This window comes from Lentzea sp. CC55, assembly GCF_021056325.1.
Lineage (GTDB): Bacteria > Actinomycetota > Actinomycetes > Mycobacteriales > Pseudonocardiaceae > Lentzea > Lentzea jiangxiensis.
Genome location: NZ_JAJCXE010000008.1, coordinates 126,320 through 147,340, shown reverse-complemented (window position 1 = coordinate 147,340; position 21,021 = coordinate 126,320). Strand labels below are relative to the sequence as shown.

The window sequence follows — 21,021 nt, the reverse complement described above, 5'->3', positions numbered from 1 at the left end:
CACAGTGGAGGTCAGGATTCTCGGGCCGGTCGAGCCGACGGTGCCGCCGAAACCCGCGCAGATCCTAGCCGTCCTGGCGGTCGAGTGCGGGAAGGTCGTGCCGGTCGAGCGGCTCATCGACCTCATCTGGGGTGAGGAGCCGCCGCCGCAGGCGCGCAAGTCGCTGCAGGTGCACATCTCGAGCCTGCGCCGGGCCGGGCTGCCGGTCGAGCACCGCGCGGCGGGGTACGTGCTCAACGCAGACCCCGGCACCGTCGACCTGCACGCGTTCCGCAGGCTCGTGGCCAGCGCCGGGGACGAGGCGGACCTCAGGGTCAGGGCCGGGCTGCTGGACCAGGCCCTGCAGCTGTGGCGCGGCACGCCGGTGGTGTTCGCGCAGACGCTCGACGTGCAACGGCTCGCGGCCGCCGAGGCGTGGGTCGACGCCGAGCTGGCGCTGGGGCGGCACGCCGGGCTCGTGGACCGGCTCGGGGCGTTCGTCGCCGAGTACCCGCTCGCGGAACGGCTGCGCGGGCAGCTCATGACGGCGCTGGCGCGGGCCGGGCGGCGCGCGGACGCCATGCGGGTGTTCCGGGAGACGCGCAAGGTGCTCGTCGACGAGCTCGGGGTCGAGCCGGGCGAGCAGCTGCAGCAGCTCTACCGCGACGTGCTGGAGGGGGCGCGGGACAGCAGGCGCAACTACCTGCCGCGCGACGCCGGCGACTTCACGGGGCGCGACAGGGAGCTGAGCAGGCTCCTCGACAGCGACGGCGGCGTCTGGTGGATCGAGGGGCCGGCGGGCGTCGGCAAAACCGCACTGGCCGTGCACGCGGCGCACCGGATGGCCGACCGGTACCCGGACGGGCAGCTGTTCGTCGACCTGCACTCGCCGTCCGGGGCGCTGGACGCGTTGCTGCGCGCGATGGACGTGCCGAGCGAGCGCGTCCCCGAGTCCGCGGAGGAACGCGCGGCGCTGTGGCGGGCGACGGTCGGCGGGCGGCGCGTCGTGATCGTGCTGGACGGCGTCACGAGCGTGTCGGAGGTCAGGCCGCTGCTGCCCGGCAGTCCCGGCTGCCTGACGCTGATCACGAGCCGCAGCCGGCTGTGCGGGCTGGAGGGCGTGCGCCGCATCCCGCTCGACGTGCTGGGCGAGGACGAGGCCGTCACGCTGCTGCAGCGGATCCTGGGCGACGACCGCGTCGCCGCCGAACCCGGCCAGGCCAAGGAGGTCGCGCGGCTGTGCGGCTACCTGCCGCTCGCCGTGCGGATCACCGGCGCGCGGCTGGCCGGGCGGGCGCACTGGCCCGTCTCGAAGCTCGTCCGGCGGCTCTCCGACGAGCGCAGCAGGCTCGACGAGCTCGTCGCGGACGACCTCGCCGTGCGGGCCGGGCTGGAGCTCACCTACCGGGCGCTCGACGAGGACGCCCGCCGCGCGTACCGCGTCTTCGGCTTCCTCGGCCTGCCCGAGGTGCCGAGCTTCCTGTGGGCGCACCTGCTCGACGAGGACGTGCTCGACCAGCTCGTCGACGCGCGGCTGCTCGACGTCATCGGCAGCGCCCGGTACCGGATGCACGAGCTGGTGCGGCTGCACGCCCGCGAGCTCGCCGAGGCCGAGGACCCCCGCTCCGAGCGCGAGGACCTCGTCAGGAGAGCGGTGATCGCCGCGCTCTCCACTGTGGACGGACTGACCGAGCAGCTCTTCCTCGCCGTGCCGCGGATGCAGGACTCGCTGGGCGTGCTGACGACGGCGGCGCGCCCGATGGACAAGGACGCCTGGTTCGCGCGTGAGGAACCGCTGCTCACCAGGCTCGTGGAACGCGCGGCGGAGCTCGGGCTCGCGGAGATCGCCTCGCAGCTCGCGGAAGTGCTGGTGTTCGCCTGGTTCGGGCTCAGGAACCGGTACGAGGCCTGGGAGAGGTCGCACACGGCGGCGCTGGAGGCCGTGTGGAGGACCGGGGACCTGAGACTGGAGGCGGTGCTGCGCTGCAGCCTGGGGCAGATGCACTACAAGCGGGACAACCTGGTCGAGGCGCGGTCGTGGTTCGAGACCGCGCAGACGCTGTTCGTGAACCTGGGCGACCGGCACGGCGAGGCCGTCGCGATGAACGGCATCGGCATGGTGTGCCGTGATCTCGGCCAGTACCCGTGCGCCCTCGAAGCACTCGGCAGGGCGCGGGACCTGCTGGAGGCGACGGACCTCGAAGGCGTCGCCCACGCGCACTACGGGATCGGCTCCGTCAAACGGGAACTCGGCGACGACCAGGGGGCGTTCGAGACCCTGCGCCTCGCGGAGGCGGTCTACCGCCGGGCGCGCAGCCGCAGGGGTGAGGCGCTGGCCGCCCGCGGGATAGGGCTCGTGCACCGCGCCCGCGGCGAGCTCGACCTGGCCGAGGACCACGTCCGCCGCGCGCACGAGATGGTCGCGGGCACCGGCGACGAGCTGCTCGCCTGCTACACCGCCCAGGCTTGGGCGAAGGTGTTGCTGCGCAAGGGTCTGCTCGAACCCGCGGAGCGGCTGCTGCGGCAGGCCCTGGACGGCTGCCGCGACGTCGGCGACCGGTTCGGCGAGGCGCTCGTGCGCCGCACGGTGGGGGAGTGGCGGCTCGCGGCCGGTGACCACGCCGGTGCGCGGACCGTGCTGACCGAGCTGCTGCCGGTGTGGAACGACCTCACCCTGCCGCTGTGGCGCGCCCGCACGCTCCGCGACCTCGGAGCGGTCCACGCCCGTCTGGGGGACGTCGCCGGCGCGGACCGCTCCTGGGACGAGGCCGCGAGCCTGTTCACGCGACTGGGCACCAGGGAGAGGGGAGAGGTGCGCCAGTGGCCGGCTCAGTTCGGTCTCGCCGCGCCCCGGCTCAGCCGGTGATCTTCTTGTACTTCCACGGCGCGTAACCGCCGCTCTTCAGCGACGAGATCGACACGGTCTCGTGGTCCATGTCCGTCGCCGTGCTGCCCTCCTCGTAGATCCACGCGGACGTCTTCGCCGAGTTGGCCCACTTCTCGAACAGCTTCACGTGGCCGTTGCGCAGGATCATGTCGCCCGGCTTGAGGTTCGCCCAGGAGATCTTGGTGGCGATCTCGTCCAGGTTGCGCGTGTTGCGGCTCGTCGTGAGCTTCCAGGTCATGGAGACGAAGCCGGAGCAGTCCGTGCGGTACTTCTTGCCCTTGTTGACGTCCCAGGCGTAGGCGGACTGGCTGTACGGGACCTTGCGGTCCCACCAGTCCTTGGCCCGCTTGACGACCTCGGTGCGGCTGATGGAACCGCCGTACCCGGCCGCTGCCTGGACCTGGGAGACGGAGGTCTCCTGCTCGGCAGGACCCTCCGGTGCGGCCTGGGCGACGCCGCTCAGGCCACCGAGCAGTCCGAGCGAGATCGCGGTCGCCGCGACGGCGTGGCGAATGCGCATTGTTGTTGCTCCGATCGACTTGCGCCTGGTGATGACCGGAACTGTCCACTCCGGCGCCAAAGATCGGCCTAAGGCCGCTTTAGGGCTTCCTTTACCGGCTCTGCCTAGCTTTCGCGATGTCTTGCCCAGGGCTTGAGGAGAGAGCACATGTTCGTTCGCACGATCGCAGCGGTGATCGCGATGTTCGCGGCTCTGCTGATGGGCGCGTCCGTCGCGTCCGCGGCTCCGGCCAAGTACACGCACTCCCAGGCGACCGCGCAGCTGCGCGCGGCCGGCATCGCCTGGACGTCGAGCGGCGGGTGCAGCGACCGCAACCGTCCGAACTGCACGTCGTTCGAGCAGATCAACCAGACGACGATCGCGGGCGCCAAGACGTTCAAGAGCGCTTCGGGCTGCGCGCTGACCATCACCGGCGGCACGGAGACCGGCCACGCGTCGGGCACGTACTCGCACTGGAACGGCTACAAGGTGGACTACCGGCTGTCCAGCTGCGTCACGAACTACATCAAGAGCAAGTTCTCGTCCATCGGCGGGAACAAGTGGAAGTCGAACGCGGGCAACATCTACTACCTCGAGTCGAACCACTGGGACGTGACGTACCACAACTGCGGGTGCTGAGAACCTGTTGCCGAGCCGGGGGTGGGGCCGGTAGTAGTTGTCGGGTGACCACACTCGGCGTCGTCTACCGGCCCCAGCTCCCGCCCGAGAACCTGCGTTCCGTCGTCCTCGCGGCCGAGGAGTCCGGTGTGGACTCGTTGTGGCTGTGGGAGGACTGCTTCCTGGAGAGCGGCATCGCCTGCGCCTCCGCCGCGCTGGCCTGGACCTCGAGGCTGAAGGTCGGCGTCGGCCTGCTGCCCGTGCCGCTGCGCAACGTCGCGATCACCGCGATGGAGGCGGCGACGCTCGACCGGTTGTTCCCCGGCCGCGTCACGATCGGCGTCGGCCACGGCGTGCAGGACTGGATGGGGCAGATCGGCGCGCGGGTGGCGTCGCCGCTGACGTTGCTGCGCGAGTACACGGACGCGTTGAAGGCGTTGCTGGCGGGCGAACGGGTCACCGCGGACGGCCGGTACGTGAAGCTGACCGGTGTGGCGCTCGACTGGCCGCCCGCCGCGCCGATGCCCGTCCACGTCGGCGGTCACGGCATGAAGACCCTCGTCCTCGCCGGTGAGATCGGTGACGGCACCATCCTCGACGCCTCGGCCGACCTGGAGCAGGTCCGCGCGATCCGGGCGACGAGGGACCACCCGGTCGTCGTCTACGTGGAGACGGACTCGCGCGACGCCGCGTTCGTCACCGACCTCGTCTCCCAGGTCGCCGCGGCGGGCGCCACCAGCGTGATCTTGCAGCAGTCCGCCACGAGCGAGGACCCCGAAGGGTTCGTCCGTTTCGTGGGATCACTCGATGGTGTGAGGGCATAACGCCTCGGCGGGACGTTCGCGCTCCGCGTCTCGCCGCACGCGCCGGATTGCTTTGTGATCGGCGGGGTATGCCTGAGGGCGTGGCAGAGGTCTCCCTGAACGTCGAAGCTCCTGTTGACGCCGTGTGGTCCGTGCTGGCCGACGGCTGGTCCTACGCGGGCTGGGTCGTGGGCGCGTCGCACATCCGCGACGTCGACGCCGGCTGGCCCCGGCAGGGCACGCGCATCCACCACAGCGTCGGTCCGTGGCCGTTCACCATCGAGGACACCACCGAGGTGGTCCGCTGCGAGCCGAACCAGCTGCTCGAGCTGGACGCGCGGCTGTGGCCGGTGGGCGCGGCGCGGATCACCTTCACGCTGCGGGCGCGCTCCGAGTCGCTCACCGAGGTGCACATGACCGAACGGGCGGTGCGCGGCCCCACCGCGCTCATGCCGAACGCCGTGCAGGACGTGCTGCTCGTCCCCCGGAACAAGGAGACCCTCCAGCGCTTGAACGCGCTGTCCAAGGGACGTCCAGCACCCTTTCACTAGATAACTAGTGAAAGGGTGTACGGTTGCTCCCATGCGAGTGAGGGAGCACCCGCCGGTCGTGGCGGAAAACCTGGGGAAGAGGTACGCGCGGGGCTGGGCGTTGCGCGACTGCGCGCTCGAGATCCCCGCGGGCAGGACGGTGGCGCTCGTCGGGCCGAACGGGGCCGGCAAGAGCACGCTGATGGGCATGATCACCGGACTGCTCCGCCCGACGACGGGCCGGATCTCGGTGTTCGGCGACGCGCCGACCGGGCGCGGGATGCACCCGGCGGTGGCGTTCCTGACGCAGGCCAAGCCGCTGTACCCGCAGTTCACGGTGGCCGAGACGCTGCGGTTCGGCCGCCACGCCAACCCGGGCTGGGACCAGGCGTACGCCGAGGGGCTGGTCGAACGCGCGCAGGTGCCGTTCGCGGCGAAGGCCGGCACGCTCTCGGGCGGCCAGCGCACGCGCGTCGCCCTGGCCCTCGCGCTGGGCAAGCGGCCGCGGTTGCTGGTGCTCGACGAGCCGCTCGCGGACCTCGACCCGCTGGCACGCGAGGCCGTGCTGCGGACGCTGGTCGACGAGTGCCGCGCGCAGGGCATCACCGTGCTGCTGTCGTCGCACGTGCTGGCGGAGCTGGAAGACGTGTGCGACCACCTCGTGCTGCTCGCCGACGGCCGCGTGCGGCTGGCCGGTGACGTCTCGTCGTTGCTGCGCGCGCACGCCGGACAGCCCGGCCTGGACCGGCTGAGCCGGCTCGCGCTCGCCTACATGCGCGCGGAGGTGGCGGCATGACGTGGATCGTGTGGCGCCAGCAGCGCCCGGTGTTCATCACGCTCGTGGCGGGGCTGGCCGTGGCGGTGGCGGCCGTCTTGCTGCTGCGGGCGGCGATGACCGCGGACCTGACCGCGCGCAACCTGCTCGCCTGCACGGTCGAGGGCTTGGAGTCGTGCCGCGGCCGGGCGGCGAGCGAGTTCCAGAGCGCCTGGTTCGACCGGCTGCACCTCGCCCAGGGCACGGTGCTCGCGGCGCCCGCGCTGATCGGCGTGTTCGTCGGGGCGCCGTTGTTCGCGCGGGAGTTCGAGCAGGGCACGCACGCCTTGGCGTTCACCCAGTCCGTCAGCAGGACGCGCTGGATGGCGGCCAAGTTCGTCGTCTCGGCACTGCCCCCGCTGGTCGTGGTGCTCGTCTACCAGCTCGTCGTGCACAGCTGGCTGGACGTGGCCGGGCAACTCGGTCCGTTGGCGACGGGGCCGTTCTACTTCACGACCTTCGACGCCCAGGGCGTCTCGCCGATCGCCTACACGCTCTTCGCCTGCACGCTGGGGATGTTCGCGGGCGCGGCGTCCAAGCGGACGCTCGTGGCGATGACGCTGACGCTCGGCGTGTTCGTCGTGGCGCGGTTCGTGCTCAGCGGCGTTCGCGAGTTCCTGATCACCCCCACCAGGACCGTCTCCGACGACGTGGTGAGCCCCGTGCTCGTTGATCGCGGCCCGCTGGTCGTGCGGAGCGGCTACCTCGACGCCCGGGGCGCGGTGATCGCCGATCCGGCACCGCTGATGAACTGCGCCGGCAAGGCCGACGCGCAGGGCGCCGTCGACACGGCCGCCTGCTACAAGGCCAACGGGCTCGCCCGGGCGTACGTCGACTTCGTCCCCGTCAACCAGGCGACGACGCTGCACCTGCTGGAGGCGGCGGTCTTCGCGGGGTTCGCGGTGCTGTTCGTGCTGGGCTCGGCGTGGGCAGTGCGCAGGCAGGTGTGACCGCTGGTGGACGGGTGGACACCTATGCTGGGCGGCGTGATCGAGTTTCGCATCGATCGGCACTCCGGGGTGTCCACCTATCTCCAGATCGCCGCACAGGTCAAGCAGGCCATGCGGATGGGGCTGCTCGGACCCGGAGACAAGCTGCCGACGGCACGGGAGGTGGTGGAGGCCACCAGGGTCAACCCCAACACCGTGCTGAAGGCGTACCGCGAGCTCGAACACGAGGGCCTCGTCGAAGGCCGCCGCGGCATGGGCACGTTCATCACGGCCTCCCTCGCCACCGACGCCGCCCGCGCCGACGCGCCGCTGCGCCAGGACCTGGAGCGGTGGATGGACCGCGCGGTGGACGAGGGCCTCACGGGCGACGAGGTCGACGCGATCTACACCGACGTTCGGGGCACGCACTACTAGTGTCCTTTGTGGATTAGGAGCCGCGCATGAACGCTCCCGTGCGGGTGGAGGGCGTCGCGAAGCGCTTCGGGCGCACCCGAGCCCTGGACGACTGCTCGTTCACGTTGCCCGAGGGCAGCGTCACCGCCCTGGTCGGCCCGAACGGCGCGGGCAAGAGCACGCTGCTGTCGCTGATCGCGGGCCTGCTGCGGCCTTCCCGCGGCCAGGTGACCGTCTGCGGGACGCCGGTGCGCGGGCGGACGCACCCCGACGTCTCCCTGCTGACGCAGAAACGGCCGTTGTACGAGCAGTTCACCGTGCGCGAGATGATGCGGGCCGGGGCCGCCATGAACGACCGCTGGTCCGCGGAGCGCGCCTTCGAGGTGCTCGACCTGCTGGCCGGTGTGGACGAGGACGCCAGGGTGCGGACCCTGTCGGCCGGGGCGCGCACCCAGGTGGCCCTCGCGCTGGCACTGGGGCGGTTGCCGAAGGTGCTGCTGCTCGACGAGCCGCTGTCCGACCTGGACCCGCTGGCGCGCGACGAGACCCTGCGGATCGTCATGACCGACGTGGCGGAGCGGGGGACGACGGTGCTGCTGTCGTCGCACCTGCTCACCGATCTCGGCGACGTGTGCGACCACCTGCTGTTGCTGGACGAGGGGCGGGTGCAGGTGGCCGGGGAGATCGAGGAGGTCCTGGCGGGGCACCGGGTCCTGGTGGGTCCTGCGGAGCTCGTGCCGGAGACCGGCGGGGTGGTGGTCGACTCCTCCCGGACGGCTCGGCAGACCACGGCCCTGGTCCGGGGTGGGGACGCGGCTTCCGGTTGGGAGGCAACGCATCCGGACCTGGAGGGGTTGGTGATGGGGTACCTGCGGGCGTCCCGGGCCCGCAGGCTCGCCCGTCAGCAGTTACCCCGTTCGGGTGGGTTCGTCCGGATCTTCTAACAGCCGGACGCCGCGGTGCGATGACGCCGGTACCAGTCATCGTGCCAGGGAGTCGCCACGTGTTCGGCAGCAAGCAGAAGAAGATCGTCTCCCTGGAGCAGACCACGGACGGGCTGCGGGCGCAGGTCGACCAGCTCAACGGGTATCTGAGGCAGATCGGCGGCCTCGACCACGTCCAGGTGCGCGGGCAGGTCGACCGGATGCGCGCCGAGCTGGCCGGTCTGCAACAGGCGCACGCTGCGGAGAAGCAGGCGCAGCAGCAGGTCTTGGCGGCCGAACGCCGTGCTCAGGAGGAAGCCCTCGCACTGCGGAAGAAAGGCTTCGAGCAGGGCTTGGCCCGGCTGGAGGAGGAGCTGGCGCAGGCGCAACGAACCCTGGTGCCCTTCACCGACGAGTTGCTGTTCCAGGACGCGGGTGTGTTCCGCTACCACCACCCGCTGGAGAACTCCGAGCAGTACAAGGCGCAGCTCGACCGCGTTCAGGCCTCGATGAAGGAGATGATCCGCAACAAGACCGCGGTCGTGGGCAGCGGCAACTTCACCTTCAACGGGTCGTCGCGCGAGGGCGGCAAGATGGTGGCCGACTGGTGCAAGCTCATGCTGCGTTCCTACAACGCCGAGGCGGAGAACAGCCTCCGGGTGATGAAGGCGGGATCCGTCGACGCGGCCAAGAAGCGCCTGGTTCGTGCGGCGGAGGCGATCGAGAAGCTCGGCAAGATGCTCAGCATCGAGATCGATGACCGCTACGAGGAGCTGCGCATGCTCGAGCTCGAGCTCATGGCCGACTACCTGCAGAAAAAGCAGGAGGAGAAGGAGAACGAACGCGCCGAGCGCGAGCGTTTGCGCGAAGAGGCCAAGGCGCAGGCCGAGTTCCGCCGCGAGCTGGAGAAGCTCGAGAAGGAGCGCAAGCACCTGGAGAACGTCCGCCAGGCGTTGCTGGCCAAGGGGGACCACGCCGCCGCCGAAAAGCTCCAGTCCGAACTGGACGAGGTCGTCGCCGGTATCGACGGCGTGCACCAGCGCGAGGCCAACATCAGGGCCGGCTACGTGTACGTGATCAGCAACCTGGGCGCGTTCGGGCCGAAGATGGTGAAGATCGGCATGACCCGGCGGCTGCACCCCGAAGACCGCGTGCTGGAGCTCGGCGACGCGTCGGTGCCGTTCCGCTACGACACGCACATCCTGCACTACTCGGCCGACGCCGTCTCACTGGAGACGGCGCTGCACCAGGCGTTGTCCGATCGGCGGGTCAACCGCGTGAACATGCGCCGCGAGTTCTTCTACGCCACGCCCGAGGAAGTGCGGGAGCTGCTGAAGAAGCACTCGGGTCAGATGCTCGAGTACGTCCTCGAACCGGAGGCCGCCGAGTACCGGCAGAGCCTGGCTCAGGTGTAGATCGCCCTGTGGGCGCCCTGGACCAAGGCCTTGTACAGCCCGCCCGCCACGCCCCACCGCGCCAGCGCCGCCCGGGCCGCGTTGGCCCCCGCGGCACCGTGCACGCCGCCGCCCGGCCAGGCCGACGACCCGGTCAGGTACAGCCGGTCGAACGGCGTGTCCGCGCGGCCGAGCCCCGGCACCGGCCGGAACACCAGCTGCTGGTGGATGGCCGCGGTGCCGCCGTTGACCGAGCCGATCTCGGCCGGGCCGAGCACCGAGCGGCCGACGATGCGCGAGCGGAAGCCCGGGGCGCGTTCCTCGATCATCAGCTCCAGGCGGTCGGCGCGGCGCTTCAGCCTGTCCTGCGACCAGTTGCCGCCCAGCGGCACGTGCGTGTAGGCCCAGGCGGCCTCGGTGCCGGCGGGGGAGCGGGTCGGGTCGCTCGTCGTCATCTGGCCCACGATCATGAACGGGTTGCGCGGCACCTTGCCGCACGCCAGTTCGTGGGCGGTGGTCGCGAGGCCGTTGACGTCGCCGCCGAGGTGCACGGTGCCCGCCTGCGAGGCTTCCGCGTTGCGCCACGGGATCGGGCCCGACAGCGCCCAGTCCACCTTGATCGTGTCGCCGTCCCACTGGAACCGCGTGAGGTCCTCGGCGAGCTTCGGCGGCAGCGCGTCGGCGCCGATCAGGTCGAGGTAGAGCCGGGGCGCGGGCACGTCGGCCAGGACGGCTCGGCGTGCGCGCACAACGGAACCGTCTTCCAGACGCACACCAACGGCGACACCGCGGGCGTGCAGCACCGAGGTGACGCGGGCGCCCGTTTCGATGCGGCCGCCGAAACGGCGCACGAGGGACGCGGTCAGCTCGCCGGCGCCACCGCGGGGGACCGGGTTGCCGACGTCCTGGGCGAGCATGGCGAGCAGCCACCCGAAGCCCGCGCCGCCGGCCTGGTCCGGGCCCAGGTCGGAGTGCATCGTGTTGCCCGCGAACAACACCCGCGCGCCCTCGCCGGAGAAGAGCTCCTCGCCCAGACGGCGCACGGGCAGCGTCAGCAGCCGTGTCAGGCGCAGCGTGTCGCCCAGGCCCAGCTTGCGCAGCAACGACATCCCGCCGCGCGCGGGCGGGAAGGGGCGCAGCAGGCTGTCCAGCACGCTGTCGCGGATCCGCTGCCACTGCGCGAACGTCGCCTGCCAGGCTTCGGCGTCCGAGTCGGCGAACGAGCCGACGGACTTGGCGGTGACCTCGACGTCGCGGGAGAGGAGCGCGACACGGTCGTCCGGCAGCACGTGGGCGAGCACGGCGGGTGCGTGCTCCCACTGCACGTCGAGGTTCAGCGCGCCGAGGACGGGCGATCCGAGGCCGAGCGGGTAGAACGCGCTGTAGACGTCGTTCGTGAAGCCCGGTGCGGTGATCTCCGCGGACGTCACGGCACCACCGACCGTGTCGCGCTGCTCCAGCACGAGCACGTCCCAGCCCGCGTCCGCCAGCAGGGCCGCGGCGACCAGGCCGTTGGGGCCGGAGCCGATGACGACCGCATCCACCTCGTTCACGCACGCCCTCCCATTGCGTCGACGACCTCGCGCAACACGTCACGCGCGTCGTGCTCAGGCCACCATTCCAGATCTTCGTGTGCCCGTGTGGTCCGCACGAGCGGAGCCTGATCGGCCATCCGGACCCATTCCGGCGTCAACGGTTGCAGCCCGAGACGGGCTGTCGCGCCCGCGAGCTTCTCGACCACGGGGTACGGCACCGGCAACCGGGCGGCGCCGACGCGCTCGGCGATCATCGGCGCGGTCAGCACCGGCTCGGCGGCGAGGTTGAAAGGGCCCAAAGCCTTGCGGCGCACGATCTCCACGATCGCGCGCGCCACGTCGTCGGCGTGCACGAGCTGCAGGCGCAGGTCGTTCCACAGCGGGATCGGCAGGTAGGGCAGCAGCTTCGGCGGGAGCAGCGGGCTGAACAGCCAGCGGCGGATCTGCCGGGCCGCGGACGCCTGCCCGATGCCGCACGGCCGGATCACGCTGCACGGCAGCGGGTAGCGGCTGATCATCTCCTCCAGCCGTACCTTGTGCGCGCTGTAGGTGTTGCCGGCGATGCCCGTCAGCCGCCACGACTCGTCGACCCTCGACCAGCGCCGCGCCGGGCCGTACGCCGCGACCGAGGAGGCGATGACCAGGTGGCCGACGTCCTCCTGCACGCACGCGGCCAGCACGTGTTCGCTGCCGTCGACGTTGGTCTCGCGATTCGTGGGCTTGATCGCCCACGCCAGGTGCACCACGACGTCGGCGCCGCGGAACGCGTCGCGCAACGACGAGAGGGTGCGCACGTCGACACCGGCGTCCTCGAACTCCAGATGGCGGCGAAGCGCCGTGCCGACGTTGCCCGAGCCACCGGTGACGACGATTTTCACCCTGCCGGGATACCCGCGATGTGCCCGATCACGCGTATCTCATTTCGTTCGGCACCGAAGGGCTAGCACACTCCGTAGTCGAACGGTAGACACATGAACCTTACGAGGCTGTGTTCCGTAGCACATAAGGGGCCATTGCGTGAGGCCCCGCTCGATACTGAGCTACCGCTTAGTACGCCCCGATCATCCGACAAGGACCTCTGCATGCCCCTCCGCCGCGTACTGCCCACCGCCGCCCTGGCGCTCGCTGTCCTCGTGGCCGGCTGCGGCGCGAAGGACGAGGCGAAGACCCGGGTCAGGACCGGGCCGGGCGTTACCGACGACACGATCTCGCTCGGCATCCTCACGGACATGACCGGGCCGTTCAAAGCCTCCGCGCTGACCCGCATGAAGGGCTACGACCTCTACCTGAAGCAGGTCAACGACCGCGGTGGCATCTGCGGCCGCAAGATCGAGCTCAAGCAGAAGGACCACGCGTACGACGTGCAGAAGGCGCTCGACGCCTACTTCGACCTCGAACCCCAGGTCCTGGGGCTGCTGGAGCTCGCGGGCACGCCGATGACCGCCGCGATCGAGCCCGACCTCATGCAGACCCGCACGCTGACCGCCCCCGCCTCGTGGGCCGCGTCGCTGCTCGGCAACCCGCACATGATGATCGTCGGCACGACCTACGACCTCGACGTCATCAACGGGCTCGACCACTACAAGCGCCGCGGTGTCATCAAGGAGGGCGACACCGTCGGCCACATCTACGCCCAGGGCAGCTACGGCGACAACGCCGTGGAAGGCAGCCGGTTCGTCGGCACGCAGTGGAACATGAGGATCGCCGAGCAGCCGATCGGCGAGACCACGGCCGACCTCAGCCAGCAGATCGCCGCCCTGAAGGCCGCGGGCGCCAAGGCCGTCATGCTGAGCACCACCCCCGCGCAGACCGCGGCCGCCGTCGGCGTCGCCGCCGCGCTGAAGTGGGAGGTGCCGTTCATGGTGAACGTGGTCGGCTTCGACACCGCGATCCTCGAGTCGCCCGTCGGCCCCGCCGTGGAGAAGCAGGTGTCCGTGGTGACGTCGGTGGCGCCGTTCACCGGCAGCCAGCCCGGCCCGCGCGAGGTGGCGGCGGCGTTCAACCAGTACTACCCCAACGACAAGCCCGCGATCTACGTCGACCACGGCTACACGGTCGCGAAGGTGTTCCTCTCCGTCGTGGAGAAGGCTTGCGAGGAAGGCGACCTCACGCGCGACGGCGTGCTGAAGGCCTTCCAGGACACCAACGGCCTGGAGACCCAGGGCCTGACCGGGCCGCTGCGGTACTCGCTGGTGGGCAGGCCCTCCGCCACGCAGTCCTACATCACCAAGGTCGACTCCAAGGCGCCCGGCGGTCTCACGACCGTGGAGGAGCTGTTCGAGTCGGAGCTCGTGAAGCTCAAGGGCACCCGCGCCAAGTAGACGCCGAACGGGGAACGGCTCCTCCCGCACGCCGGGAGGAGCCGTTCCCCGTTGTCCTACTTGCCGAACCCGGCCTTGCGGAGCGCGTCCGCCATCGACCCGGTCGCCGGCGCCGGCGAGGTGCGCTGACCACCGCCGCGCTGCTGGCCGCCGCGCTGCTGCGGACGGCCACCGCGGTCACGGCCACCGCCGCCACCGCCCTGCTTCGGGGCGGGCTTGCCCGGCTCGTCGGTCAGCCGCAGCGTCAGGCCGATCCGCTTGCGGGCCTCGTCGACCTCCAGCACCTTCACCCGCACCACGTCACCGGACTTCACGACGTCGCGCGGGTCCTTCACGTAGTTGTCGGACAGGGCGGAGATGTGCACGAGACCGTCCTGGTGCACGCCGATGTCGACGAACGCGCCGAACGCGGCCACGTTCGTCACGACGCCCTCCAGCACCATGCCGGGCTTGAGGTCGGCGATCTTCTCGACGCCGTCCGCGAAGGTCGCCGTCTTGAACGCCGGGCGCGGGTCGCGGCCCGGCTTCTCCAGCTCGCGCAGGATGTCCGTGACGGTCGGCAGACCGAACTTCTCGTCCACGAACTGCTCCGGGCGCAGCTTCGTCAGCACCGCGGTGTTGCCGATGAGCTCGGCGCCCGCGGCGCTCTGCATCTTCCGCACGACCGGGTACGCCTCGGGGTGCACCGAGGAGGCGTCGAGGGGCTCGTCGCCGCCGCGGATCTTGAGGAAGCCCGCGCACTGCTCGAACGCCTTCGGGCCGAGCCGCGCCACGTTCTTCAGCGCCGCCCGCGTGCGGAACGGGCCGTTCTGGTCCCGGTGCAGCACGATGTTCTCCGCCAGACCGGCGGTGATGCCGGAGACGCGGGTCAGCAGCGGCACGGACGCGGTGTTGAGGTCGACGCCGACCGCGTTCACGCAGTCCTCGACCACCGCGTCGAGGGACCGCGACAGCTTCGACTCGGCCAGGTCGTGCTGGTACTGGCCGACGCCGATCGACTTCGGGTCGATCTTCACGAGCTCGGCGAGCGGGTCCTGCAGGCGGCGCGCGATCGAGACGGCGCCGCGGATCGACACGTCGAGGTCCGGCAGCTCCGAGGAGGCGTAGGCCGACGCCGAGTAGACCGACGCGCCCGCCTCGGACACCACGATCTTGGTGAGGCCGAGCTCGGGGTGGCGCTTGATCAGGTCGGCGGCGAGCTTGTCGGTCTCGCGGGAGGCCGTGCCGTTGCCGATCGCGATCAGGTCGACGTTGTGCTGCTTGGCCCAGGCCGCGAGCTTCGCGATCGACTCGTCCCAGCGGTTCGCGGGCACGTGCGGCTGGATCACGCCGTGCGCGACGACCTTGCCGGTGGCGTCGACGACGGCGACCTTCACGCCGGTGCGGTAGCCGGGGTCGAGGCCCATCGTGGCGCGCGTGCCGGCCGGGGCGGCCAGCAGCAGGTCGCGCAGGTTCGAGGCGAACACCTTGACGGCCTCGTCCTCGGCGAAGCTCCGCAGACGGCCGCGCAGGTCGATGCCGAGGTGCACGAGGATGCGGGTCCGCCACGCCCAGCGAACGGTGTCGGTGAGCCACTTGTCCGCCGGGCGGCCGCGGTCGTCGATGCCGAAGCGGGCGGCGATGCGCACCTCGAACGACGACGGACCCTCCTGCACGGGCTCCTCCGGCTCCAGGACGAGGTCGAGGACCTCCTCCTTCTCGCCGCGGAACAGCGCGAGGATGCGGTGCGACGGGAGCTTCGCGAACGGCTCGTCGAACTCGAAGTAGTCGGCGAACTTGGCGCCCTCGGTCTCCTTGCCCTCGCGGACCTTGGAGACGACGCGGCCGCGCGTCCACATCTGCTCGCGCAGCTCGCCGATCAGGTCGCCGTCCTCGCCGAACCGCTCGACCAGGATGGCCCGCGCGCCCTGCAGGGCGGCCGTCGCGTCGGCGACCTCCTTGGCGGGGTCGACGAACTTGGCGGCTTGTTCCTGCGGGTGCAGGGTGGGATCACCCAGGAGGGCGTCGGCCAGCGGCTCCAGGCCCGCTTCCTTCGCGATCTGGGCCTTCGTGCGGCGCTTTTGCTTGTACGGCAGGTAGAGGTCCTCGAGCCGCGCCTTCGAGTCGGCGGCGAGGATCTGCGCTTCCAGGGCGTCGTCCAGCTTGCCCTGCTCGCGGATCGAGTTGAGGACGGCCGCCCGGCGCTCCTCCAGTTCGCGCAGGTAGCCGAGGCGTTCCTCGAGCGTGCGCAGCTGGGCGTCGTCGAGACCGCCGGTCGCCTCCTTGCGGTAGCGGGCGACGAACGGGACGGTCGCGCCACCGTCGAGCAGTTCGACAGCAGAGCCGACCTGGCCTGCGGCCACGCCGAGCTCGTCAGCGATCTTCTGGTGGATGAGCGTTGTCACAGCGCGCCATTCTGCCCGCTGCCCGATTCGACGTGGCACGGTGTCCTTCATGACCATCGCCGCGGTCGTCCCATCACTGCTGTCGGGCCTGGAGGTTCCTGGTGCCGACAACACGCTCGGCCTGCCACCGGCCCGGCGTGTCGTCCTGCTGCTCGTCGACGGTCTCGGCCACGAGCTGTTGCGCACGCACGCGGCGCACGCGCCGTTCCTCTCCTCGCTGACCGACCGGTCGATCGACGCCGGGTTCCCGTCGTCCACCGCCACCAGCCTCGCCTCGGTCGGCACCGGGCTGCTCTCGGGCGAGCACGGCATCGTCGGCTACACGTTCTCGGTCGGCGAGGAGGTGCTCAACTCGCTGACCTGGTCCCGCGCCGGGGACCACCGCCACGACCTGCGCAAGGCGCTCGTGCCCGAGGTCGTCCAGCCGCACCCGACCGTGTTCGAGCGCGCCGCGGCGGCCGGGGTGGCGGTGAGCACGGTCGCGCCGCTCGCCCACCGCGGCAGCGGCCTGACGCGGGCCGTGCTGCGCGGGTCGTGGTTCCGCGGCGTGGCCGGGTTCGGCGACCTCGCGCTGGGGGCGGTCGCGGCGGTCGGGCAGGACCGCTCGTTCTGCTACGCCTACCACCCAGACCTGGACACGATCGGGCACTTCTACGGGCCGGGGTCGCCGGAGTGGGTGATGCAGCTGGAGTTCGTCGACGCGCTGGCGTCGCGGATCGCGTCGCGCCTGCCCGCCGGCTCGCTGTTCGTCGTCACGGCGGACCACGGCATGATCACCGCGGGGGAGCGGATCGACTTCGACACGGAACCGCTGCTGTGGCAAGGAGTGCGCGTGATCGCGGGAGAGCCGCGGGTGCGCTACCTGCACACCGAGACCGCCGAGGTGCTGCCGGTGTGGCGGGAGTTCCTCGGTGACAGGGCGGACGTGCTGACGCGCGAGGACGCGGTGCAGGCGGGGTGGTTCGGCCCGGTCGGCCCGCTCGCGGCCGACCGCATCGGGGACGTCGTCGTGGCGATGAAGGGCACCGCGGTGCTGCTGCGGGGCCAGGCGGAGCCGAGCTGGAACGGCCTGAGGGGGTTCCACGGGGCGCGGACCAGGGAGGAGATGGCGATCCCGCTCCTGGTCCACTCAGTACCTTCAGTGTAGACCGAAATAAGCCCTTCGCGCTGGTCAGCTCTAGGATCACCGGACGTGACGATCGAACTTCCAGGACCGGTCGCCTTCGTGCTCGGCGGTGGGGGAAGCCTCGGCGCGGGCCAGGTCGGCATGCTGCGCGCGTTGCGCGAGCACGGGGTGACGCCCGACCTGGTCGTCGGCACGTCGGTCGGGTCGGTCAACGGCTCGTTGCTCGCCCTCGACCCGGACAAGGCCGCGGAACGGCTGGCCGTGCTGTGGGAGGGCATGACGCGGCAGCGGGTGTTCCCCGGCGGGCCGCTCGCGCAGCTGAGGTCGTTGCGCACCAACAAGACCTACCTCTTCCCGAACACCGGCCTGGCGCACGTGCTGGCCGAGGGGCTCGACGGGGTGACGTCGTTCGGCGACCTGGTGCTGCCCTTCGGCGCGGTGTCGGTGGACTGCGTGACCGGTGAGGCCGTGAACATCACCGAGGGCGAACTGGCCCCCGCGATCCTCGCCAGCGCGGCCATTCCGGGCGTCTACCCGCCCGTGCGCATCGGGGAGCGCGTGCTCTACGACGGCGGCGTGCTGGCGAACGTGCCGATCCGGCAGGCCCTCGCGATGGGCGCGAAGTCGTTGGTGGTGCTGGACTGCGCGTTCCCCGGCCACCTGCCGGCCGTGCCGGCGACGCTCGCCGAGACGCTGCTCTTCTGGGCGACGCTGGGGATGCGCAACCAGGCCGTGCTGGAGGTCGAGCTGGCCTCGCGGCAGGCGCCGGTGCTGTACCTGCCGGGCCCGCCCGTGCAGGCCGTGACACCGCTGGACTTCTCGCACACGGCGGAGCTGGTCGAGGCCTCCTACGAGGCCTCGGCCGCGTTCCTCACGTCGCTGGAGATCGCCGGCGCCGGGTTGTACGGCCACCCGTCCCACGGGTAGCGCGCTGCCGCACGGAACCCGGTGGTGGGCGCGGGAAACCGAACCGCCCTCCCCGCCGTCCAAACCGCATGCGCACCACGATGGCCGTCGTCCTGCTCCTGCTGGCCGCGTGCACCGGGCCCGCCGAGCCCGCGATCAGCGGCTTCGTGAAGCTGGGCGCGCTGCGCGGGACACCACCCGAGGCGGCGGAACTGACCGGCGACATCGGCGACGCGACCTACCGGGCGCTGGGGCAGGTCTCCGCCGGGGACGACGAGCGGGCCCGCGAACTGCTGACCCGCCCGCGGGCCGCCGGCACCAGGACCTTCGCGTTCGTCGAGCCCGGCTGCGCGGAGACCGGCGCGGTGCCGGTGCTGACGGGCGACGTGCTCGACGTCCGGCTCACCGGCGGCGCGAACACGGCCTGCGCGCAGGCCGCCTACTTCCTGGTGACCGTCACCGCCGAGGACCCGGACAACCGGCTGCGGTTGCGCGCGTAGCGCGACGAGCGCCGGCTTGAGCCCGGTGCCAACACGAGCCGGGCGGGCGGACACGAACAGGTATGACGAGCGAAGACCCGGACGACCGCGAGTTGTGGTCGCGGGCCGCCGGGGGCGGTGCGCACGCCTTCGGGGTGCTGTTCGACCGGCACGCCCGGGCGGTCTACAACCACTGCTTCCGGTTGACCGCGTCCTGGGCCGAGGCCGAGGACCACCTGCAGGCGACGTTCCTGCTGCCTGGCGCAAGCGGGCGGACGTGCGGCTGGAGCGCGACTCGGCCCTGCCGTGGCTGCTCGCGGTGGCGACGAACGTGGTGCGCAACGGCCAGCGGTCGCTCGGCAGGCGGCTCCGCACCCTGCGGCGCGTCGGCGAGGAGCCGCCGGTGCCCGACCACGCGGACCTGGTGGCGGAGCGGCTGGACGACCAGCGGCGGATGAGGGAGGTGCTCGCCGCCGTGGCGGAGCTGCCGCGCAACGAACGCGAGGCGCTCGCGCTGTGCGTGTGGTCCGGGGTGTCGTACGCGGACGCGGCGGCTGTCCTCGGCATCACCGAGAGCAGCGTGCGGGCGCGGGTCAGCAAGGCCAAGTCGAAGCTCCAGCAGCACCGCGAGCTCGTGCACACCGGGGAGGACCGATGACCAGCATGCTCCCGCCCACCCGCGACCTGCCGCCCGGACGTCAGGCGCGCATCCGGGCCGACCTCGAGCGGGCGGTCCGCGGCCGCCGGTCCCGCAGGCTGCTCGTCCCCGTCCTCGCCGGCACCGCCGCGGTGGCCGCCGTCGTCGCCAGCGTGGCGAGCCTGCGGCCGGGGCCGGAGCCGGTCCCCGCCGTCCAGGTCACCACCTCGCCACCGGTCGAGACCACGCCCGCGGAGGCGGAGCCGGGGGTGCCACCGGACGTGGTCGCGGCGATCGAGGAGGGCTGCGCGCGGGCCGCGGGCGTCGTCGGCAGGGCGAAGCTCTACCAGTTGCGGCGCGAGGAGACCGCGTGGGCGCTGCTCTACGCCGACAACGAGTCGCTGACCTGCGACCTCGGCCAGGCGGGCGTGGAGTACCGCTCGGGGATCAGGCGGGTGAACCCGCGGTGGCTGCCCGGCCACTTCTCCGTCGAGGACGTCGGCGCGAAGGCCGGGGGCGACCGGACCCGGCTGCCGGGCGACGCGGGACGGCCCGGCTACCGCACCGCCGCGGGACGGGTCGGCAGCGGTGTCGCGAAGGTGACGATCTCCGCCGACGACCGCACGATCGAGGCCAGGATCGTCAACGGCACCTACGCCGCCCGCCTGTACTACCCGCCGGACTGGGGTGTCCCGCAGAACGACGCGGGGCCGGTCATCAGGGCGTACGACTCCGGCGGCAAGCTCCTCGGCACCAGTTCGCAGATGGGGGAGTCGTGCTACTTCGAACCCGACAGCGGCACGATCATCCAGGGCGACCTGCGCGGGGGGAGGGACCGGTGCCAGGTGGCGACGCCCTGGAGGTGATTCGTCCGCTGGCCGCTACCAGCCGGTCGGTTCAACCGACATACTGGTTGGTATGACGACTGTGGCGAACTTCGGCGGCACCAGCCACCACGCAGACCTCGGCGGACCCGTGCACTGGGTCGACTTCGGCGGGCCGGCCGACGGCCCGCGGATCGTCCTCGTGCACGGGCTGGGCGGGTCTCACCTCAACTGGGTGCTGCTGGCGCCGTTGCTCGCGCGCAGGGCTCGCGTCATGGCCGTGGACCTGGCCGGGCACGGGCTGACCCACCCCGAGGGCCGCGAGACCACGGTCCAGGCGAACACGGAGCTGCTCGGCCGCTTCCTCGACGAGGTCGCCGGTGAGCCGGTCGTCCTGGTCGGCAACTCGATGGGCGGGATGATCTCGCTCTTCCAGACCGCCGCGCACCCGGAGCGGGTCCGGGGACTGGTGCTGGTCGACCCCGCGCTGCCGATGGTGTTCGGGACGCGGCCGGACCCGACGATGCTCGGCACGTTCTTCCTGTACTCGGTGCCGGGCCTGGGCGAGCGGTTCCTCGCGAGGTCGCGGACCGCCTCCGCGCGCCGCCAGGTGGAGCGCGTCCTCGAACTGTGCTGCGCCGACCCGTCGGCCATCCCCGAGGAGCTCAAGCAGGCGTCGGAGCACCTGATCGGCGAGCGCGCCAAGGTCGACGGCCTCGACAAGGCGTTCCTCGCCGCCGCGCGCAGCACCGTTTTCACGACGTCCAAGCGCGCCGCCTACTTCGCGGCGATGGCGAAGATCCGCGTGCCCGTGTTCCTGATGAGCGGCGACCGCGACCGGCTCGTCAACGTCGTCGCCGCCCGGCACGTGGCGCGCAAGCATCCGCACTGGCGCTACGACGAGTACGAGGGCATCGGTCACGTGCCCCAGATGGAGATCCCCGAGGTCGTGTCCGAACGCGTCCTCGACTGGATGGAGGCCAACCGCCTGACCACCGGCGCCGGCTGACCGGGCTCAC

The 21,021-nt window shown here is 71.5% G+C and carries 20 protein-coding genes; 16 read left to right on the top strand and 4 right to left on the bottom strand.

The window, feature by feature from the left end; all coding sequences use genetic code 11:
• Positions 1–4: 4 nt before the first annotated feature.
• Positions 5–2,845 carry an AfsR/SARP family transcriptional regulator gene (locus L6E10_RS40690; RefSeq protein WP_236217484.1) on the top strand — a complete coding sequence of 947 codons (2,841 nt, stop codon included), beginning with the start codon at positions 5–7 and terminating at the stop codon, positions 2,843–2,845.
• Here L6E10_RS40690 and L6E10_RS05725 read toward each other — a convergent pair.
• Positions 2,835–3,386 (bottom strand): NlpC/P60 family protein, encoded by a 552-nt coding sequence (locus L6E10_RS05725; RefSeq protein WP_236217481.1) that lies wholly within the window; start codon positions 3,384–3,386, stop codon positions 2,835–2,837. The two genes, L6E10_RS40690 and L6E10_RS05725, sit on opposite strands and share 11 nt — an antisense overlap.
• A gap of 147 nt (positions 3,387–3,533) precedes the next feature.
• Between L6E10_RS05725 and L6E10_RS05720 the strand changes: the two genes are divergently transcribed.
• The 8 genes from L6E10_RS05720 (at position 3,534) to L6E10_RS40685 (ending at position 9,811) form a co-directional block, all read left to right on the top strand.
• The gene (locus L6E10_RS05720) at positions 3,534–4,004 is read left to right on the top strand and encodes a hypothetical protein (RefSeq protein WP_090101509.1); all 471 of its coding nucleotides are present in this window, start codon (positions 3,534–3,536) and stop codon (positions 4,002–4,004) included.
• Positions 4,005–4,048: 44 nt separating this feature from the next.
• A complete protein-coding gene (locus L6E10_RS05715) occupies positions 4,049–4,807 on the top strand; it encodes an LLM class flavin-dependent oxidoreductase (protein ID WP_236217479.1) in 759 nt (252 codons plus the stop codon).
• Positions 4,808–4,887: 80 nt separating this feature from the next.
• The gene (locus L6E10_RS05710) at positions 4,888–5,337 is read left to right on the top strand and encodes an SRPBCC family protein (protein ID WP_236217477.1); all 450 of its coding nucleotides are present in this window, start codon (positions 4,888–4,890) and stop codon (positions 5,335–5,337) included.
• A gap of 31 nt (positions 5,338–5,368) precedes the next feature.
• A complete protein-coding gene (locus tag L6E10_RS05705; protein WP_236217475.1) occupies positions 5,369–6,112 on the top strand; it encodes an ABC transporter ATP-binding protein in 744 nt (247 codons plus the stop codon).
• Positions 6,109–7,080 carry an ABC transporter permease subunit gene (locus L6E10_RS05700; RefSeq protein WP_236217473.1) on the top strand — a complete coding sequence of 324 codons (972 nt, stop codon included), beginning with the start codon at positions 6,109–6,111 and terminating at the stop codon, positions 7,078–7,080. The genes L6E10_RS05705 and L6E10_RS05700 overlap by 4 nt, the downstream gene beginning before the upstream one ends.
• Before the next feature lie 36 nt (positions 7,081–7,116).
• Positions 7,117–7,494 (top strand): GntR family transcriptional regulator, encoded by a 378-nt coding sequence (locus L6E10_RS05695; RefSeq protein ID WP_236217471.1) that lies wholly within the window; start codon positions 7,117–7,119, stop codon positions 7,492–7,494.
• 26 nt (positions 7,495–7,520) lie between these two features.
• On the top strand, positions 7,521–8,417 hold the full coding sequence (locus tag L6E10_RS40190; RefSeq protein ID WP_275676126.1) for an ABC transporter ATP-binding protein: 897 nt from the start codon (positions 7,521–7,523) through the stop codon (positions 8,415–8,417).
• 59 nt (positions 8,418–8,476) lie between these two features.
• Positions 8,477–9,811, top strand: a complete 1,335-nt coding sequence (locus L6E10_RS40685) for a DUF4041 domain-containing protein (protein WP_236217756.1) — start codon at positions 8,477–8,479, stop codon at positions 9,809–9,811.
• Here the strand turns inward: L6E10_RS40685 and L6E10_RS05680 are convergent.
• Both L6E10_RS05680 and L6E10_RS05675 read right to left on the bottom strand, forming a co-directional pair.
• Entirely contained in the window at positions 9,802–11,343 is a 1,542-nt protein-coding gene (locus L6E10_RS05680; RefSeq protein WP_236217470.1) for an NAD(P)/FAD-dependent oxidoreductase, read from the bottom strand. The genes L6E10_RS40685 and L6E10_RS05680 overlap by 10 nt on opposite strands.
• Positions 11,340–12,203 (bottom strand): NAD-dependent epimerase/dehydratase family protein, encoded by an 864-nt coding sequence (locus tag L6E10_RS05675; protein ID WP_236217468.1) that lies wholly within the window; start codon positions 12,201–12,203, stop codon positions 11,340–11,342. The genes L6E10_RS05680 and L6E10_RS05675 overlap by 4 nt, the downstream gene beginning before the upstream one ends.
• Before the next feature lie 204 nt (positions 12,204–12,407).
• Here L6E10_RS05675 and L6E10_RS05670 point away from each other — a divergent pair, with 204 nt between their 5' ends.
• Positions 12,408–13,646: an ABC transporter substrate-binding protein gene (locus L6E10_RS05670; RefSeq protein ID WP_236217465.1), complete on the top strand. Its 1,239-nt coding sequence runs from the start codon at positions 12,408–12,410 to the stop codon at positions 13,644–13,646.
• A 56-nt stretch (positions 13,647–13,702) separates the two neighbouring features.
• Here the strand turns inward: L6E10_RS05670 and L6E10_RS05665 are convergent, their stop codons facing one another.
• Entirely contained in the window at positions 13,703–16,030 is a 2,328-nt protein-coding gene (locus L6E10_RS05665) for a Tex family protein (protein WP_236217463.1), read from the bottom strand.
• 49 nt (positions 16,031–16,079) lie between these two features.
• On the opposite strand from L6E10_RS05665, the gene L6E10_RS05660 reads away from it, so the two are divergent.
• The 6 genes from L6E10_RS05660 (at position 16,080) to L6E10_RS05635 (ending at position 21,011) form a co-directional block, all read left to right on the top strand.
• Positions 16,080–17,177, top strand: coding sequence for an alkaline phosphatase family protein (locus L6E10_RS05660; RefSeq protein WP_236217461.1), 1,098 nt, complete (start codon positions 16,080–16,082; stop codon positions 17,175–17,177).
• A 45-nt stretch (positions 17,178–17,222) separates the two neighbouring features.
• Positions 17,223–18,083: a patatin-like phospholipase family protein gene (locus tag L6E10_RS05655; RefSeq protein WP_236217459.1), complete on the top strand. Its 861-nt coding sequence runs from the start codon at positions 17,223–17,225 to the stop codon at positions 18,081–18,083.
• Between the two features lie 68 nt (positions 18,084–18,151).
• On the top strand, positions 18,152–18,562 hold the full coding sequence (locus L6E10_RS05650) for a hypothetical protein (protein WP_236217457.1): 411 nt from the start codon (positions 18,152–18,154) through the stop codon (positions 18,560–18,562).
• A 256-nt stretch (positions 18,563–18,818) separates the two neighbouring features.
• Complete coding sequence (locus L6E10_RS05645; protein WP_308102667.1) at positions 18,819–19,199, top strand: RNA polymerase sigma factor; 381 nt, start codon at positions 18,819–18,821, stop codon at positions 19,197–19,199.
• Positions 19,196–20,044: a hypothetical protein gene (locus L6E10_RS05640; protein ID WP_236217455.1), complete on the top strand. Its 849-nt coding sequence runs from the start codon at positions 19,196–19,198 to the stop codon at positions 20,042–20,044. Before L6E10_RS05645 ends, L6E10_RS05640 begins: the two co-directional genes overlap by 4 nt.
• A 52-nt stretch (positions 20,045–20,096) precedes the next feature.
• Positions 20,097–21,011: an alpha/beta fold hydrolase gene (locus L6E10_RS05635; protein WP_236217453.1), complete on the top strand. Its 915-nt coding sequence runs from the start codon at positions 20,097–20,099 to the stop codon at positions 21,009–21,011.
• The last annotated feature ends 10 nt before the right edge of the window (positions 21,012–21,021 follow it).

What these genes read in the sequence shown, in the direction of transcription:
- L6E10_RS05725 (WP_236217481.1), bottom strand. Translation starts at nt 3,386, where the DNA reads ATGCGCATTCGCCACGCCGTCGCGGCGACCGCGATCTCGCTCGGACTG.
- L6E10_RS05720 (WP_090101509.1), top strand. Translation starts at nt 3,534, where the DNA reads ATGTTCGTTCGCACGATCGCAGCGGTGATCGCGATGTTCGCGGCTCTG.
- L6E10_RS05705 (WP_236217475.1), top strand. Translation starts at nt 5,369, where the DNA reads ATGCGAGTGAGGGAGCACCCGCCGGTCGTGGCGGAAAACCTGGGGAAG.
- L6E10_RS05700 (WP_236217473.1), top strand. Translation starts at nt 6,109, where the DNA reads ATGACGTGGATCGTGTGGCGCCAGCAGCGCCCGGTGTTCATCACGCTC.
- L6E10_RS40190 (WP_275676126.1), top strand. Translation starts at nt 7,521, where the DNA reads ATGAACGCTCCCGTGCGGGTGGAGGGCGTCGCGAAGCGCTTCGGGCGC.
- L6E10_RS05670 (WP_236217465.1), top strand. Translation starts at nt 12,408, where the DNA reads ATGCCCCTCCGCCGCGTACTGCCCACCGCCGCCCTGGCGCTCGCTGTC.
- L6E10_RS05660 (WP_236217461.1), top strand. Translation starts at nt 16,080, where the DNA reads ATGACCATCGCCGCGGTCGTCCCATCACTGCTGTCGGGCCTGGAGGTT.
- L6E10_RS05650 (WP_236217457.1), top strand. Translation starts at nt 18,152, where the DNA reads ATGCGCACCACGATGGCCGTCGTCCTGCTCCTGCTGGCCGCGTGCACC.
- L6E10_RS05640 (WP_236217455.1), top strand. Translation starts at nt 19,196, where the DNA reads ATGACCAGCATGCTCCCGCCCACCCGCGACCTGCCGCCCGGACGTCAG.
- L6E10_RS05635 (WP_236217453.1), top strand. Translation starts at nt 20,097, where the DNA reads ATGACGACTGTGGCGAACTTCGGCGGCACCAGCCACCACGCAGACCTC.